This is a genomic window from Streptomyces sp. LZ34 (genome assembly GCF_053890475.1).
In genome coordinates this window covers 10,548,433-10,564,439 of the sequence record NZ_CM132680.1, presented here as the reverse complement: position 1 = coordinate 10,564,439, position 16,007 = coordinate 10,548,433, and the positions used below count along the sequence as shown (strand labels likewise).

General features: G+C 69.3%; 11 protein-coding genes and 1 pseudogene. 7 read left to right on the top strand and 5 right to left on the bottom strand.

All coding sequences use genetic code 11. The annotated features are described in order from the left end of the window. The first annotated feature begins 402 nt into the window (after positions 1-402). Complete coding sequence (locus ACWY4P_RS45450) at positions 403-717, top strand: DUF4158 domain-containing protein (protein WP_456206695.1); 315 nt, start codon at positions 403-405, stop codon at positions 715-717. On the opposite strand, the gene ACWY4P_RS45445 is transcribed toward ACWY4P_RS45450, so the two are convergent. The 5 genes and pseudogenes from ACWY4P_RS45445 to ACWY4P_RS45425 all read right to left on the bottom strand — a co-directional run bounded on the left by ACWY4P_RS45445 (position 647) and on the right by ACWY4P_RS45425 (position 4,395). Further along, a complete protein-coding gene (locus ACWY4P_RS45445) occupies positions 647-1,759 on the bottom strand; it encodes an integrase core domain-containing protein (protein ID WP_456206694.1) in 1,113 nt (370 codons plus the stop codon). The two genes, ACWY4P_RS45450 and ACWY4P_RS45445, sit on opposite strands and share 71 nt — an antisense overlap. 377 nt (positions 1,760-2,136) lie before the next feature. Continuing rightward, positions 2,137-2,766 carry an integrase core domain-containing protein gene (locus ACWY4P_RS45440; protein WP_456206693.1) on the bottom strand — a complete coding sequence of 210 codons (630 nt, stop codon included), beginning with the start codon at positions 2,764-2,766 and terminating at the stop codon, positions 2,137-2,139. Between the two features lie 28 nt (positions 2,767-2,794). Continuing rightward, a pseudogene (locus ACWY4P_RS45435) lies at positions 2,795-2,899 on the bottom strand (integrase core domain-containing protein); the annotation flags it as partial. Positions 2,900-3,360: 461 nt separating this feature from the next. After that, entirely contained in the window at positions 3,361-3,531 is a 171-nt protein-coding gene (locus ACWY4P_RS45430) for a hypothetical protein (protein WP_456206692.1), read from the bottom strand. A 6-nt stretch (positions 3,532-3,537) separates the two neighbouring features. Beyond that, complete coding sequence (locus ACWY4P_RS45425; RefSeq protein WP_456213273.1) at positions 3,538-4,395, bottom strand: helix-turn-helix transcriptional regulator; 858 nt, start codon at positions 4,393-4,395, stop codon at positions 3,538-3,540. 151 nt (positions 4,396-4,546) lie between these two features. On the opposite strand from ACWY4P_RS45425, the gene ACWY4P_RS45420 reads away from it, so the two are divergent. The 6 genes from ACWY4P_RS45420 to ACWY4P_RS45395 all read left to right on the top strand — a co-directional run bounded on the left by ACWY4P_RS45420 (position 4,547) and on the right by ACWY4P_RS45395 (position 15,954). After that, the gene (locus ACWY4P_RS45420; protein WP_456206691.1) at positions 4,547-5,506 is read left to right on the top strand and encodes an NADP-dependent oxidoreductase; all 960 of its coding nucleotides are present in this window, start codon (positions 4,547-4,549) and stop codon (positions 5,504-5,506) included. A gap of 255 nt (positions 5,507-5,761) precedes the next feature. Beyond that, on the top strand, positions 5,762-6,841 hold the full coding sequence (locus tag ACWY4P_RS45415; RefSeq protein ID WP_456206690.1) for an integrase core domain-containing protein: 1,080 nt from the start codon (positions 5,762-5,764) through the stop codon (positions 6,839-6,841). A gap of 640 nt (positions 6,842-7,481) precedes the next feature. Further along, positions 7,482-8,723, top strand: a complete 1,242-nt coding sequence (locus ACWY4P_RS45410; RefSeq protein WP_456206689.1) for an IS110 family RNA-guided transposase — start codon at positions 7,482-7,484, stop codon at positions 8,721-8,723. Positions 8,724-9,009: 286 nt separating this feature from the next. Next, the gene (locus tag ACWY4P_RS45405) at positions 9,010-10,566 is read left to right on the top strand and encodes a TIGR02677 family protein (RefSeq protein WP_456206688.1); all 1,557 of its coding nucleotides are present in this window, start codon (positions 9,010-9,012) and stop codon (positions 10,564-10,566) included. After that, positions 10,563-11,780 (top strand): TIGR02678 family protein, encoded by a 1,218-nt coding sequence (locus ACWY4P_RS45400; protein ID WP_456206687.1) that lies wholly within the window; start codon positions 10,563-10,565, stop codon positions 11,778-11,780. Before ACWY4P_RS45405 ends, ACWY4P_RS45400 begins: the two co-directional genes overlap by 4 nt. Then, positions 11,773-15,954 (top strand): TIGR02680 family protein, encoded by a 4,182-nt coding sequence (locus tag ACWY4P_RS45395; RefSeq protein ID WP_456206686.1) that lies wholly within the window; start codon positions 11,773-11,775, stop codon positions 15,952-15,954. Before ACWY4P_RS45400 ends, ACWY4P_RS45395 begins: the two co-directional genes overlap by 8 nt. Positions 15,955-16,007: the final 53 nt, after the last annotated feature.

Genomic DNA, 16,007 nt, shown 5'->3' with positions numbered 1-16,007 from the left:
CCGGGGAGCGGTCGTTCGGTCAACCCGGTCACGTGGGGGGTGCGAGTTACTGAGGAGACCGGAGGTGCGCCATGAGCCTCCGCCGAGACTGTTACAACGCCATACCGCTGACGTAACCGGTTTTGAGCCGTGCGCTGCGAACCAGGAGGAAGGAGCGAGCGCGGTCCCGTCTTGGGTCGGGCGCAGCCCTCCCCGCTGGGCCAGTCCTCGTACAGCTCGACATCGGCCCCGGACTCCTAACCTCTGCCCCCAGGAGAAAAGTAACCGGCGAGTAGCTTTCGGATAGGCAGATATGCCGTTTCCCCGTTGTCGTCGCCTCGTAGGGCTGTCCGAGTGAAGCCCGAGGCTGACGAAAATAGGGGCGATTGTGCGGCAGGAGTGGTCACCGGAAAGCGTGGTTGCGTGCTGGACGCTGGTGGACGGCAACTGGGATTTGGTGGCGAACAAGGCGGGGCGACGAGGCTCGGCTTCTGCCTGATGCTGAAGTTCTTCGAGGTGGAAGGCCGGTTCCCCGATCTTCTGGAGGACGTTCCGCAGGCCGCAGTGGAGTACGTCGCGGGGCTGGTGAAGGTGCCAGCGGCCGAGTTCGCGGAGTACGACCTGACCAGACGTTCCGCCCAGCCCCTGAAGGGTGTCAATATTCCGATCAGGCTGCTGAGCTGGGCGTTTCCTGTGGATGATGAGGCGGTCGGGGTGGCGTGGCGTGGTACTCGTTGAGCAGTCCGCCGAGTACCTGCTTGCGCCTGACCGTGGCGGCGGGTAGGGGGATGATGTTCGGATCGTCGTCTGGAGCACGTAGGTCGAGGCTGCGGTGAGCTCGTCCGGAGTTGTAGTGCTCGGTGTACCTGGTGAGGACCGTACGCAGGTGTCGTTCGCCGATGATGAGGAGTCGGTCGGTGCATTCTGCACGGGCTGTGCGTATCCATCGTTCGGCGAACGCGCTTGACCGCGGGCTTTGCGGCGGTGTCGGGATGACGGCTGTGCCGTTGCCGGCGAAGACGGCGTCGAATGCGGTGGTGAACTTGCTGTCCCGGTCACGGATGAGGAACCGGAAGTACCCCGCCCTCTCTTCGAGGGCCATGAGCAGGTTGCGGGCGAGTTGGGTGACCCATGCGCCGGTCGGGTGGGCGGTGACGCCCAGGACATGGACGCGCCGGGTGGCAATCTCCATGACGAAGAAGACGTAGAGGCGCTTGAGGAAGACGGTCTCCACGTGCATGAAGTCACAGGCAAGCAGGGTGTGGGCCTGAGCGCGGAGGAACGAGCGCCAGGTCTGCTGGGAGGCTCGCTGCGGTGCGGGTGGTAGACCGGAGCGGCGCAGAACGCGCCGGATCGTGGCGGCGGCAACCCTATGGCCAAGCCGAAGCAGTTCACCCTGGCTCCTGACGTACCCCCAGGTCAGATTCTCCCTTGCCAGGCGCTGGATGAGCGCGACTGTCTCTTCCGGTAACGGTGGCCGACCGGGCCTCGCTGGTGCCTGTCGCCATTTCCAGCTCACCAGACGACGGTGCCAGGTCAGCAGGGTACCCGGGGTGACCAGCCGATTGCGACGTAAGACGGGTGGCAGGTACCGGGCGAGAGCAGAGATCACGGCACGGTCAGCCCACGAGAGCCGCGACCGCTCCACCTGCCGGCGAAGCACAGCGACCTCATGGCGGAGAGCAAGGATCTCAGCGTTGTTCGCCGCGGTCGATCGACCCAGCACAAGGAGGCAGCCCAGGAGTCGGCAGAAGATCAGGTAGAGCAGTCGCAGACCCACGATCAGAGATCATGCCCATACTTGAGCGATCGAAAAGATCCAGGTCAACCACCGTACGGCAATAAGGACACCCTTCAGGCCTCGCCCGGGCGAGAGCCGGTGTGCGGATTCTCTACGGGCGCGACCCACGCCCCGCGTCGGCCCGGGCCTCGCGGACCGGGTCGACGTCGCGGTCGTAGTAGTCGAGGTACGCGGACGCCATGCGCACCGCATCAAGGGTGGCGGGACATCGTGGACGCGCACGCAGAACGCCCCACCCGCGGCCGCGAGCGCGGAGACGGCGGCCGTCGCCATGTCCCTCCCTCCGGGCGGCACTTCACCGGCCGTATCGATTCAGATTCTCTGCACAGCCCGTGAGCTGTGGCTTTGCCGGGTGATCAGCCTGCTCGGTGGTACTGATTGATGAGGCCCGCGACGGCTTGTCGGCGCTGGATCCGAGCTGCGGGCAGCGGGATGACATTGGGGTCGTCGAGGGGCGCGAGCTGGTTCCGGCCCTGGTGCGGCCGATGAGCATTGAAGTGCCTCGCGTAGTCGTGGAGGATCTTCTCGGCATGGCCCCGATCAAAGATCAGGAGCCGGTCGGTGCATTCTTCGCGGACCGAGCGCACGAACCGCTCGGCGTGCGGGTTGCAGTTGGGGCTCCGCGGAGGGATCTTGGTCACGGTGATGTCCTCGCTGGCGAAGACGGCGTCGAAAGCTGCGGTGAATTTCGCGTCCCGGTCACGGATCAGGTGGGTGAAGTCGCCAGCACGCTGGCCGAGTTGCCATATGAGCTGTCGGGCCTGCTGCGTGGCCCAGACGGCGGTGGGGTGGGCGGTGACACCCAGGATATGCACCGTGCGGGTGCGTACCTCCATAACGAACAGAACGTACAGCCGCCGCAGACTGATGGTGTCGACGTGGAAGAGATCGGTAGCAAGCAGGCCATGGGCCTGGGTCTTGAGGAAGGCGGCCCCATTCGCCGCGCACCGGATGCCGCCGCGGGGCTGGGCCGAGGCCAGCGGCACGCAGGGTCCGGCGGACGCTGGCCTGACTGACGCTGTGTCCCAGGCGACGGAGTTCGCCGTGGACTCGCCGGAAGCCCCATCGTGGGTTCTCGACGCCGAACCGGATGATCAGCTCGCGCAGCTCCTCGGGCATAGGCGGGCGTCCCGGCGAGGCGGGTTGCCTCCACTTGTCCTTGATCAGACGCTGGTGCCAGGCCAGGAGGGTGCGCGGGGAGACGATGCGATGCTGGCGCAACGCCCGCGGCAGGAGCCGGGCCAGGGCGGCGAGCAGCGCCCGGTCGGTCCATGTGGGCTTGGGAGCGGCGACCTGCCGACGCGGGACCGCGACCTCGTGCCGCAAAATCAGTATCTCGGCCTCCTTGGCCACGGAGGTTCGGGACAGCAGAACCAGCCACGTGAAGATCCGCGTGGCGATCAGGTAGACCATTCGTACAAGCACAAGCTCCGATGGTGCCGGATCGGCCCTGCAGGCATCGCCCCAGGTCAGAGAGCGTGCAGCAATTCTGAAGCGGTACGGGACACCGACCACACCAAGGCATCGCAAACGCCAGTCCGCTGCACCCCTTGCCCCCACCGATCGACGATCCCGACGCGTTAGCCCGCCTCGACATACGCCGACACGATCGCCTCGGCGGCATCCTCCACGAATACCAACATGCGGCGTGACCTCACGGATGAGGTTTCCGGCAAAGGCACAGTCACAAGCCCGGACAGCGCTTCACCGGCGTCACCCGGTGCGGCAGCGGGGCTGGACACGTCGTTCACGGGCAACTACCCAGCTTCTTCTGCCTCTGGTAGTCCTCGGCCGGCGAGCAGGTGGAGCCGTTCGGCGTCGGGGCTGCCTTCGGCGGCGGTGCAGACCATGAGGGCGGGACCGGGGTTGCCCGGTATCGGGTAAGCGTCCCAGTCCAGCTTCAGTTCGCCGACCTGGGGGTGGTTGAGGCGCATTTGGCCGCGGGTCGGTTCCTCCACGTCATGGAGGGCCCACAGGGCCGCGAACTCGTCGCTGCGGACCGCGAGTTCACCGACCAGTTCCACGGCGCGCGGATGTCCCGGATCGGCGGCGACCTGCGTCCGCAGCATCCCGATCAGCTCCGCGACGGTGGCCGCCCGATTCGGGCACGCCCGGTCGGCCTCAGGGTGCAGAAACAGCGCCAGCAGGTTCCGCTCCCTCTGCGGCTGCCGGGTGAACTCCCCCAACAGGGCACCGCCGAGCGGGTTCCAGGCCAGCACGTCCAGGAAACGGCCGACGACCAGAGCGGGCGAGGTCATGCCGCGTAGCAGTCGTAGCGTGGTGTCCGGTACCTCCTCCGGCTCGTACGAACGCGGCAGGCGGGCCGGGGTGCGCGCGGCGGCGGCGAGGCTGTGCAGGTGCCGGGTCTCCTCGGCGGAGAAGTTGAGGGCGCGCGCGAGGGCGTCCAGGACCTGTTCGGAGGGGCGTACGTCGCGTCCCTGCTCCATCCGCTGGTAGTAGTCCGAGCTCACCCCGGCCAACAGGGCCAACTCCTCCCGCCGCAGTCCGGCGACGCGCCGCCGCGGGCCGGGTTCCAGGCCGACGTCCTGTGGGCGCAGCCGAGTTCGGCGGGTGCGCAGGAAGTCGGCGAGTTCGCGTCGGGGATCGTCGCTCATGGCGTGGACGGAGTCGGTCACAGCGTCAGTATGCCGTCGGCGCGGCCCGCGAGGGTGGGTCTGCCAGACCCAGGAAAAGGCGAACGACCGTGATGCCGCATGCGGGGTCCAGCATCGGATGCACCACAGCAGGTCACGGAAGGACAGCGACATGAAGGCCGTTCAGATCATGAGCTTCGGTACGGTGGACGTACTGCGGACCAATGACGTGGATCGTCCCGCTCCCGGCGCGGGTGAGGTTCTGGTGTCGGTCGAGGCGTCCAGCGTGAACGGACACGACGTGATCGTCCGCGCGGGGGAGTTGAAGATGGTGTCGGGACGCCGGTTCCCGATCGGTGTGGGCCTGGACTTCGCGGGCACCGTCGCCGCGACCGGCGCCGGTGTCGAGGGCTACCGGGTCGGGGACCGGGTGTGGGGCATGGTGCATCCCCGGCAGCGGCACTCCATCGCCGGGGCGGCCGAGTACGTCGTGGTCTCCACGGACCGTATCTCGCATGCCCCGGCGGACCTCTCGTCGGTCGAGGCGGCCTCCCTGGTCGTCACGGGCACCACGGCGCTGATCGCACTGCGCGACAGCGTGCACCTCACGAGCGGGGAACGGGTCCTGGTGCGGGGCGCGGCCGGCGGAGTCGGCACAGCCGCCGTGCAGTTGGCGCACGCCATGGGGGGCCATGTGACCGCGCTGGCCCGCGACCGGCACGCCGAGCTCCTCACCGACCTCGGCGCCGACGAGGTCCTGGACTACGGCTCCACCACCTCGGACCAGATCGGGCCGTTCGACGTCATCGTCGACACCGTCGGCACGGAACTGCACTGCTACCGCAGCCGGTTGGCCAAGGGCGGCCGGATGGTCACCGTCGGACTATCCCCGTCGGCCATTGCCGCGATCGCCGCGTCGAGCGTGCACGGCTCCCGCCGCATCCGCACCTTCAGCGCCAACCCCGAAACCCCCGTGCTGCGCGATGTGGCCGACCAGGTCACGTCGGGCTCGCTGCGCCCGGTGATCGACAGCGTGTACCCGCTCGCTGACATCGCCGCAGCGCATGAGGCGTTCGAGCGCGGCGGCGTCGTGGGCAAGCACGTGGTGACAGTGCCGCGTAGCTCCCTCTGACGGAGTCCGGTCAGCGGGGCTTGGTGCGCAGGTCGATGCCGCGGTCATGGGCGTCCGCGGTCACGATCCGGGTCGCCAGCTGTGACAGCCGCTTCCGGTCGGCTTCGGGCAGCGGCGCGACACAGCTCTCGATCCGCTCGGCGAACTGAGCGGCGACCTTGTGGGTGCCGGGAATGATGTCACCCGGACTGACCTGCTGGTTCGGATCTGCTAGACCTCAGGAACCGCAAGCCATTCTGAGGCAGCATGCCGGTCGTGGTGATACAGCTGATCTACCTGCTCGCCTGCCAGACGTTCCGATGGCTTGCGCTGCTCGCCCGCTCGGGTTCCTCGAAAGACATAGAGATCTTGATGCTCCGCCATCAACTCGCCATCACGCGACGAACCCAGCCACGGCCCCGGTTGTCCTGGAGCGACAGAGCCGTCATGGGAGCCCTGCTGCGGCTCGTGAGCAAACGGCGGCGTATCCAAGTGGCCTTGCTGGCATCTCCGCGGTCGGTCCTGCGCTGGCACGCACGGCTCATCGCCTGGAAGTGGACTTACCCCTCCCGTCGTCCGGGTCGACCACCGAAGCCAGAGGCGCTGCGGCAACTGATCGTGCGTCTGTCGCGGGAGAACCCGGGGTGGGGCTACCGCCGCATCCACGGCGAGCTCGTCGGCCTGGGACGCACCATCGCCGCCTCGACGGTCTGGAAGATTCTCAAGGAGTCCGGGACCGACCCATCCCCGCAGCGCACGGACCGCTCCTGGGCTGCGTTCCTCAAAGCCCAGGCCTCCGCGATCGTGGCAACCGACCTGTTCCATATCGACACGGTCTTCTTGCGGCGCTGGTTCGTGCTGTTCTTCATCGAGCACGGCACCCGCCGGGTACATATCGCCGGCATCACGCGACACCCGACCGGTCCCTGGATCACCCAGCAGGCACGGAATTACCTCATGAGCCTGGGCGACCGCGCGGAGTCGATGAGGTTCCTCATCCGGAACCACGGCTCGTACTTCACGGACAGCTTCGACGCCGTCTTCCATGCGATCGGCGTACGGGTCATCCCCACACTGCCCCAAGTGCCCCGAATGAACGCCATCGCGGAACGCTGGACCGGACCCTGCCGCCGGGAGGCCACCGATCGCATTTTGATCACAGGAGAGCGCCACCTACGCCTCGTCGTCAATGAGTACGCGGAGCACTACAACAGACACAGGCCGCACCGGTCCCTCGAACAGCAAGCGCCGGACCGACCCACCGAGCCCGGACCACTCATCGCCGCCGACAACACTCGTGTCCATCGACACAATCGACTCGGCGGGCTCATCCACGAATACACGCAGGTCGCATAGGGTGACCTAGTTTCCGGCACCCACAGGGGCCCGTGGTTGACGACGGCACGCAGGAGCCCGGTACGGCGCTGTAGGTCTACCGGATCGGGTGACGGACGAATCGGGCATCGTTGACACGTCTGCGAGTTGGGAGCACGAGGGCTCCCCCTTGCTCCCAGCCCGGAAACGGTTAAGGCCGCCTCCGCTACCCGCGGAAACGGCCTCCGACCTGCGATGACGCTGGTCGGGACGACAGGATTTGAACCTGCGACCCCTAATGGGGCACTACGAGCCCCACTTCCTGGTGCGCGTGGTGGTGGCGGTCGAGGCCGGGGAAGCCGTATGCGACCCCAGGGACAACCAGATCCCTTGGTCAAGAGTCGGCCCCCGGCCCCGTCCGCCACCACCACGTGGCGACACCGCATCCAGTCCGATGATCCGATCGTTGGTGTTCATGGTCCGAGCCCCTCGCGGGGACCACCTCTCACGACGCCTGGAACCTGTGAGTTCCAGCCCAGACCGAGGGCCCCGCGGGCAGCTGGGGTCACGAACGACTGATCGGATGCCGGGCCATCGAGCCCTTCCATTAGGGAGACGCGTGCCCCCGCACGGCTATGACCAGCAACAACTCATAACTCGATCGAGAGGACACAACAACACGATGAGTGTGTTCTGTGGGATCGACTGGGCCAGCGACCATCATGACGTCGCCCTGGTCGACCAGGACGGAACCCTGTTAGCCCGGGCCCGGATCAGCGACGACGCCGCCGGCCTGCACCAACTCCTCGACCTGCTCACCACGCACGGAGACACCGAAGACGCTCCGATCCCGGTGGCGATCGAGACCTCCCGCGGCCTGCTCGTGGCCTGCCTCCGCGCGACACATCGCCCCGTCTACGCGATCAACCCGATGGCCGCCGCCCGCTACCGCGACCGGCACACGGTCACCCGTAAGAAGTCAGACCACCTCGACGCCATGGTCCTGGCCAACATCCTGCGCACCGACGCCGCAACCCACCGCCCCCTGCCCCACGACAGCGAGCTCGCCCAGGCCATCGCCGTCCTGGCCCGAGCCCAGCAGGACGCCGTCTGGGACCGCACCCAAGCCGGCAACAAACTCCGCTCCCACCTGCGCGCCTACTTCCCCGGCTTCCTCACGGCCGTCCAACCACTGCGCGACGGCCTCAGCTCCCCCATCGCCCGCACACTTCTGGCCGCCGCACCCACCCCCGCCCAAGCAGCCATGCTCACCCGCGCCCAGCTGCGCACGCTCCTTGCCAAGGCCGGTCGCAAGCGCGGCATCGACACCGAAGCCGACCGCCTCCACACCGCTCTCCACGCCCCGCAGATGCGACAACTCCCCCAGGTCGAGCAGGCCATGGGACACCAGACCACCGCCCTGCTACGACAGCTGGAAGCCGCCTGCACCAGCGCAGACGACCTCGCCCAAGCAGCGGTGGAATCTTTTAACACACACCCGGACGCCGAGATCATCACCAGCTTCCCAGGGCTCGGCTCACTCACCGGCGCCCGAGTGCTAGCCGAGATCGGCGACGACCGATCCCGCTTCACCGACGCGAAAGGCCTCAAAGCCTTCGCCGGGGCCGCACCGGTCACCCGGGCGTCCGGAAGAAGCGTCGCCGTCCTCGCCCGCCGGGTCAAGAACCAGCGCCTGGCCTCCGCCGGCTACCTCTGGGCCTTCTCCGCCCTCACCGCCTCACCCGGCGCCCGAGCCCACTACGACCGGCGACGCGAGGCCAAAGACCGCCACACCGCCGCCCAGCGCAACCTCTTCAACCGACTGCTCGGGTGCCTCCACCACTGCCTGACCCACGGCATCCACTACGACGAAACAACCGCATTTCCCACACCCACAAGCCCCCGTCTCGAAGCCGCCGCTTGACAGATCATCCGCATCGGATGTCTTGACCCCCAGCTCAAATGCGTCTGAGCGGCGTGCTCCAGTCCGTCCTTCGAGGTCACGGTCAAGTGAAATCAGCCGAGTAAAGGAGTCCGCGGCTATCAGCCCCTGTGCTCCCGAGCGGCAAGTTGACATCTTGACCGAGCAACGCATACGTATCGCACGCGACGGCTCCGGCACCGTCCGCACTGGGCGTCGCTCACTACTCCCAGGAGACGTGACCGGAAACCGGTGCCGAAGCAGGCAATATCAAGGACAATACGAGGCGATGACGCGCATACCGTCCGACGCTCCCCATGGCGCCTACGCCCCGTTCGCCCATCTCACTGCGCCGAACTCCGCTCTCTACCGACAGGTCATGGGGACGTTCATGAGGGCCAAAGAACAGTTCGCGGTGCATCTGCGCCCCGAAGATGTCCATGCGACCTTGCCTCCCGCGCACCGGCCCGCGGATCCGGGGACGATCGTGAAGGCGCTGGACAGCCTCGTCGAGTGGGGGAATCTGCGGGCCGACCCGGATACGGCCCGGGTCACCGCGGTCGAGGATTTCTACCGGAAGCGGTTCATCTACCAGCTCACCCAGGCGGGGGAGGCCGCGGAGGAGGCACTGGCCGCGTACGATGCGGCGCTCGGCAGGCGCGGCGCACTCCAGGCCGTGGCGCTGCACGACATCATCACGCAGTTGCGGGCACTCCTGGTCATCGCGGCGGAGGACGTTCCTGATCCCGCGAAGACGCACCTCGCGCTGGAGGCGCTGACCACCCGGTTCGCCGCCCTCGCGGACAATGCGCGGGCGTTCATGGGGTCGTTGCAGCGCACGATCGATCTGCACGATGTGGAGGTCGAGTCCTTCCTCGCCTACAAGGATCAGCTGATCCAGTATCTGGAGCGGTTCATCCAGGATCTGATCACTCTCGGCGGCCGGATCGCGATGCTCATCACCGAGCTGGAGGAGCAGGGCCGTGTCCGGCCGCTGTTGCGCCTGGCCGCCGCCCGTGAGGCCGCCGACGCCTCACCCGACGAAGCCGAGCAGGCGCAGGAGCGGGCGTACGAGCGGTGGTCCGCCCGTTGGTCGGGGCTGGCCTCCTGGTTCGTGTCCGATGAAGGCCGCCAGGCGCAGGCCCGACTGTTGCGCGGGCAGGCGCTGGGGGCCATCCGGCAACTCCTGGCCGTCGTACGGGCGCTGAACGAGCGGCGTTCGGGACGTTCGGACCGGTCGGCGGACTTCCGTACGCTCGCACGCTGGTTCGCCGAGGCCCCCGACGACGACTCGCGTCACCAACTGTGGCGTACCGCCTTCGGGCTGTACTCTTCCCGCCACCTCACCATCGATGCGGACACGCTCGCAGAGCGCGTGCGGCGGCCGGTGTCCCCGGCCACCGCGTGGGCCGAGGCCGAGCCGCTCAGGATCAGCCCGCAGCTGCGCCGCACGGGTAGCTACGAGCGGCGTGGGAAGCCCCGCAAAGTGGAGGACCGCTCCGAGGCCAGACGGCGGCTGGCGGAGATCGCCGTCAAGCAGGCGGAGGAGATCGCGGCCGCCCGCGCCCGGCTGGCAACGGGTGGCGAGCGCAGGCTGTCCCGGATCAGGGAACTGGATCCGCTCGCGTTCGGGCTGTTCCTCCAGTTGCTCGGGGATGCTCTGGCCACCTGGCGGCCGGACACCAGGACCACCTTCGCGACCAGTAACGACGGCTCGATGGAGATCAGGATGACGGCCCTGCGGGACGGCACGGTGGCCGAGATCCGCACTCCTGGAGGGGTGTTCAGGGGACCCGACCACCTGATCGAGATCGTCGACCTGACCGGAGACGGAGATGCGCCGTGACGGTCGTGCCGAGGGCCGAGGTGCTGGATGGACGGCACGCGGACGAGCTGCGGCGTGCCGGGCGCGCCCTGCTGAAGGAGCCCCTGCTGCTGGCCCGCGGACCGCACGCGGACGAGTTCCGCCTGGTGCGCAGCCACGCGGAGGAGCTGCGTGAGTGGTTCGGCCGCAACACCGGGTGGTCGCTGCAGGTCGACGCGGAGTCCGCACGGCTGCGCAAGTCGCCCGGCGTTCTGACCGACCCCACACACCCCGCGCGGGAAGTGTCCCGTTCGAGGGCTCCCTTCACCCGCCGCCGGTATGTGCTGCTGTGCTTGGCCTTGGCCGTGCTGGAGCGCGGTGAGGCCCAGATCGCGCTGGGCCGCCTCGCTGAACAGGTGGTGCTGGAGGCGGCGGATCCACAGCTCGCGGCCGCTGGAATGACCTTCGCCCTGGAGCGGCGGGACGAACGCCTCGACCTCGCGGCGGTGGTCCGGCTGTTACTGCGACTCGGAGTGCTGCGCAGGGTGGCGGGCGACGAGGACGCGTATGTGAGCGGCGCGGGCGATGTGTTGTACGACGTGGAGCGCCGTATTCTGGCCGGGCTGCTCGCCGCTCGCCACGGCCCGTCCATGGTCCGGGCCGAGGGTTTCGAGTCCCGGATCGCCGCGCTCACCGCGGAGACCGCCCTGGACAGCGACGAGCTCCGGTTCCGTGCGATCCGTTGGAAGCTGACCCGGCGCCTGCTCGATGACCCGGTGCTGTACTACGACGAGCTGTCCGATGAGGAGCTCGCCTATCTGACCCGGCAGCGGAGCTTCATCACCGCGCGCATCAACGAGTTGACCGGGCTGGTGGCAGAAGTACGCGCCGAGGGCATCGCCATGGTCGACCCCTATGACGACCTCACCGACGTGCGGATGCCGGAGCAGGGTACTCACGGTCACGTCACCTTGCTGCTCGCCGAACACCTCGCCGCCGCGGGCGGGCCGGTCGGCAGAGCGGAGCTGGAAGCCCACGTGCGCGGGCTCGCTGCCGAGCACGCCGGGTTCTGGTCGAAATCGGCCAGGGAGCCGGGGGCCGAGGAGGAACTGGTCGAGCAGGCATTGCGGAAACTGACGGCGCTGCGCCTGGTGTCTCCAACGGCGGACGGTGTGGTCCCGCTTCCGGCGCTGGCCAGGTACGCGGTCGGCGAGACCGTCATCCGTACGACCGGAAAAGCGAGCGCAGATGAGTGACGGCAGGCTGAAAGGCGACACCACGTTGACCGCCCTCCCCTCCCCCGTGCCCGGGCGTTGGCGCCCCCTGCGCATCGGGCTCGTCGACCTCTTCTACTACGACGTGGATGAATTCTGGTTCCGTGACGGCAGGCTCCTGCTGCGTGGCAACAACGGCACCGGCAAGTCCAAGGTGCTCGCCCTCACGCTGCCGTTCCTGCTGGACGGCGACCTGTCGGCGCGCCGGGTCGAACCCGACGGTGATCCGAACAAGCGGATGGAGTGGAACCTGCTGCTGGGCGGTGAACACCCCCACTCCGAACGGCTCGGGTACACGTGGATCGAGTTCGGCCGCATGGACCCCACCACCGGCCAGGCCTGCTTCCGCACCCTGGTCTGCGGGCTCAAGGCCGTCTCGGGGCGTGGCATCGCCCGCCACTGGTACGCGGTGACCGACCAGCGCATCGGCGCCGAACTGAGCCTGCTCGACGCCACCGGCACCGCGCTGTCCCGGGACCGGCTGGCCGAGGCGGTCACCGGGCGGGGCATGGTGTACGACCAGGCGAAGACGTACCGCAGGGCCGTGGACGAGGCTCTGTTCGGCCTCGGTGAGCAGCGCTACGCGGCTCTCGTGGATCTGCTGATCCAGTTGCGTCAGCCCCAACTGTCCAAGCGCCCGAACGAGGCCGCGCTGTCCAGGGCCCTCACCGAGGCGTTGCCGCCGATGGACCAGGCGGTGATCGCGGACGTGGCCGAGGCCTTCCGTTCCCTGGACGAGGAGAAGGACGAACTGCGCGCGGCAGCGGAAGCCGAACGGGCCTCCTCCGGCTTCCTCGATCATTACCAGCGGTATGCGCGGATCGCCTCCCGCCGCCGGGCGCGCCTGCCGCGAAGTGAGCATGCCCGGTACGAACAGCTCCAGCGTGACCTGGGGCAGGCGCAGTCCGAGCGGCAGCGGGCCGAGACGAGCCGGGACGAGGCGGCGGCGCGGATCGCGGTGCTGGAGGAGACCGCTGCCCGGCTGAAGGCACAGGACACCGCGCTGCGCGAGGGGCCCGAGATGCGCAGTGCTCAGGCCTTGGACCGGGCGGCTGCCGAGGCCGCACGCGCGACGGCGGAGCTGCGCCGTACCGAGTCGGACCGGGACGAGGCGGATCGGCTGTATGGCCGGGCGCGGGCAAGGCTCGGTGCGGCGGGCAACCGGCTGGACGTGGCCGAGCGGCGGGTGGCCGAGACGCTGCGCGGGGAACGCCAGGCGGCCAAGGCCGCACGGCTGATGGGCGAGCTGCCCATCGGCAGCGCGCCGGAGACGGATGTGCGGCGTGTGGCCGAGGAGTCCTTGGCCCGGGGGCAGCGGGCCGTGGCGCATCTGGAGGGCCTGGCCGCTCAGGCCGAGCTGGCGGCCGGCCAGCGGCAGGCAGCCTCCCGGCGTCTGGACGAGGCCGAGTCGGAGGTCACCCACACACACCATCAGCTCGACGACGCACGGGACGCCGCGTCGCAGGCGGGACGGGATCTGGTGGAGCGGGTCAGGGCGTACTTCGAAGGGTGCGCCGTACTTCGGCCCGCCGATCCGACTGGGCTGCTGGACGAACTCCAGGACTGGGTGACCGGGCTTGCCGACCCCTATCCGGCCCGGGACCGGGCGGCCGCCGCGCACCGTGAGCACGGTGCCCGACTGGCCGACCGGGCAGCCACGCTGGCGGGGGCCCAGGCAGCTGTGGAAGAACGGCTGCATGCCGCCCGGCGGGAACTCGCCGATCTCGAGGCAGGCGGCCAACGAGGGCCGGAGCCTCCATACACCCGCTCCCCGGGCGTTCGTGAGGGGTCGCCCGGTGCGCCGCTGTGGCGACTGGTCGACTTCCGCGACCACCTCGGCCCCGCCGAGCGCGCCGGGTTGGAAGCCGCGCTGGAGGCATCCGGGTTGCTGGACGCCTGGGTGTTCCCTGACGGCACGGCCCTCGACCGGCACGGCCACGATGTGCTGCTCGCGCCGGAGGGCGAGCCGGACGGCGGCGCGGAAGGGCGCACCCTCGTCGATGTGCTGCGTCCGGCCGTGGACCACGGCAATCCGCGAGCCGTGGTGAGCGAGGAGGCGGTCAAAAGGCTGCTGGCGTCCATCGGCCTCGGCCGGGACGGTCAGGGGGCCGACTCCTGGGCGTCCCCGGACGGCTCGTTCCGTACGGGAGCGCTGACCGGCAGCTGGACCAAACCGTCCGCCGAGTACGTGGGTGAGGGCGCCCGCGAACAGGCACGCAGGTCCAGGATCGCCCTCCTGAGCACCGACATCACCGCGCTGGAAGCGGAGTCGGAACAGCTACGGACGGAGCAAGCGGCGGCCGCAAGCAGCCGGCGGGCCCTGGATGCCGAGATGGCAGCCGTCCCTGACGACGCGCCGCTCCGCGACGCACACGCGGCCGCCACGGCCGCCGCCACCACCGCACGCCGCGCCCGCGCCCGGCGCGACGAGCGCCTGTCCGAACTGGCAGCCGCGGACCGACAGGCCACCGAGGCCGCAACGGCGTTCACCGACACGGCGGCCGACCTGTCACTCCCCGCCGATACCGCAGGACTGGCCGCCGTACGCCAGGCCCACGCCGACTACGCCGTGGTGCTGGCCTCCCTGTGGCCCGCTCTGCGGGAACGCGCCGACGCCGGCCGGGCAGTCGCCGAGGAGCGAGCCGAGGCCGAGCAAGCCGCCTCCCGCGCCCGGACCCTGGCACAGCGTGTCGAGGACGCGACCCGCGCGGCGGCAGCCGCCGATGAGCGCCACACCACCTTGCGCTCCACCGTCGGCGCCGCCGTGGCCGATCTCCAACGGCGCCTGGCCAAGACGGCGGAGGCCATGCGCGCCTGTGAGTCCGAGAAGCGGCAGACCCACGGCGCACAGGCCGAAGCGGACAGAGCAGCCGCCCGCGCCGAAGGCCGTATCGACCAACTGGAGAGAGATCTGGGCGACGCGGTCACGGCCAGAGCGGGCGCCATCGCCGCACTCCGGCGGTTCACCGCGACCGGACTCCTCGCCGTGGCCCTGCCCGAGGCACCCGTTCCGGACACGGACGGCGGCCCGTGGGCACCGACCCCGGCCGTAGCCTTGGCCCGCGCCATCGAGGCGGAGCTCTCCGGCACCGACGACTCGGAAGGTGCCTGGGAGCGGGTGCAGAAAAACCTCAGCGAGGAGTTCACCAAGCTCCAGAACGCACTGTCCAGAAACGGACACACCGCCTCGGCCCGCATCGTCGAGGACGGCATGGTGGTGGACATCGTCTATCAGGGCCGGGCGCGGGCGGTGCCCGAACTGGCCCAGGCGCTGACCGCCGAGGTCGCCGAGCTGACGCGCATGCTGTCCGTGCATGAGCGGGAGATCCTGGAGACCCATCTGCTGACCGAGGTCGCCGGGACCCTCCAGGAGCTGATCAGCGCTGCCGAGCGCCAGGTCAGGGCGATGAACACCGAGCTGGAGGAACGGCCGACCTCCACCGGTATGAAGCTGCGGCTGGTGTGGCGGCCCTCGCGCAAGGCCCCGGCAGGTCTCCCCGGAACCCGGGAGCGGTTGCGCCAGTCCGCCGACGCCTGGTCGCCGCGCGACCGGGAGGAGGTCGGGGCGTTCCTCCAGGCCCAGATCGCCCGTCGGCGCACCGAGGACAACTCGGGGAGCTGGCTCGAGAACCTGACGGTGGCCCTCGACTACCGCTCCTGGCACGAGTTCGGCATCGAGCGCTACCAGCACGGCCGCTGGGTCCCGGCGACCGGCCCCGCGTCGGGCGGCGAACGAGTGCTTGCCGTGTCCGTGCCGTTGTTCGCGGCAGCCTCCTCTCACTACGCGACGGCAGCCAGCCCGCACGCGCCGCGTCTGGTCACGCTCGACGAGGCGTTCGCGGGGGTAGATGACGACTCGCGCGCCAAATGCCTCGGTCTGCTGCACGCCTTCGACCTCGATGTGGTGATGACCAGCGAACGAGAGTGGGCCTGCTACCCGCAGGTCCCCGGGATCGCCATCGCGCAGCTGTCGCGCATGGACGAGCTCGCCGCGGTCCTGGTCACCCGCTGGGAGTGGGACGGCAGCGAGCGAGTGCGGGGACGAGAGCCGGCGAGCCTCCCGCAGCCGGGTGCCGCTGCCCCGGAGGAAGATCCTTCCGGCGCCGCCAGCAGCGGGCGGAGAGGCGGCCACGGCCAGGAGTCGCTGTGGCCATGACCTCAGGTGCCCAGGCGGGGAAGGGACCGGCGAGCCACGCGGCCGTCCCCGAT

What these genes read in the sequence shown, in the direction of transcription:
- ACWY4P_RS45425 (WP_456213273.1), bottom strand. Translation starts at nt 4,395, where the DNA reads ATGAGCGACGATCCCCGACGCGAACTCGCCGACTTCCTGCGCACCCGC.
- ACWY4P_RS45420 (WP_456206691.1), top strand. Translation starts at nt 4,547, where the DNA reads ATGAAGGCCGTTCAGATCATGAGCTTCGGTACGGTGGACGTACTGCGG.
- ACWY4P_RS45410 (WP_456206689.1), top strand. Translation starts at nt 7,482, where the DNA reads ATGAGTGTGTTCTGTGGGATCGACTGGGCCAGCGACCATCATGACGTC.
- ACWY4P_RS45405 (WP_456206688.1), top strand. Translation starts at nt 9,010, where the DNA reads ATGACGCGCATACCGTCCGACGCTCCCCATGGCGCCTACGCCCCGTTC.
- ACWY4P_RS45395 (WP_456206686.1), top strand. Translation starts at nt 11,773, where the DNA reads ATGAGTGACGGCAGGCTGAAAGGCGACACCACGTTGACCGCCCTCCCC.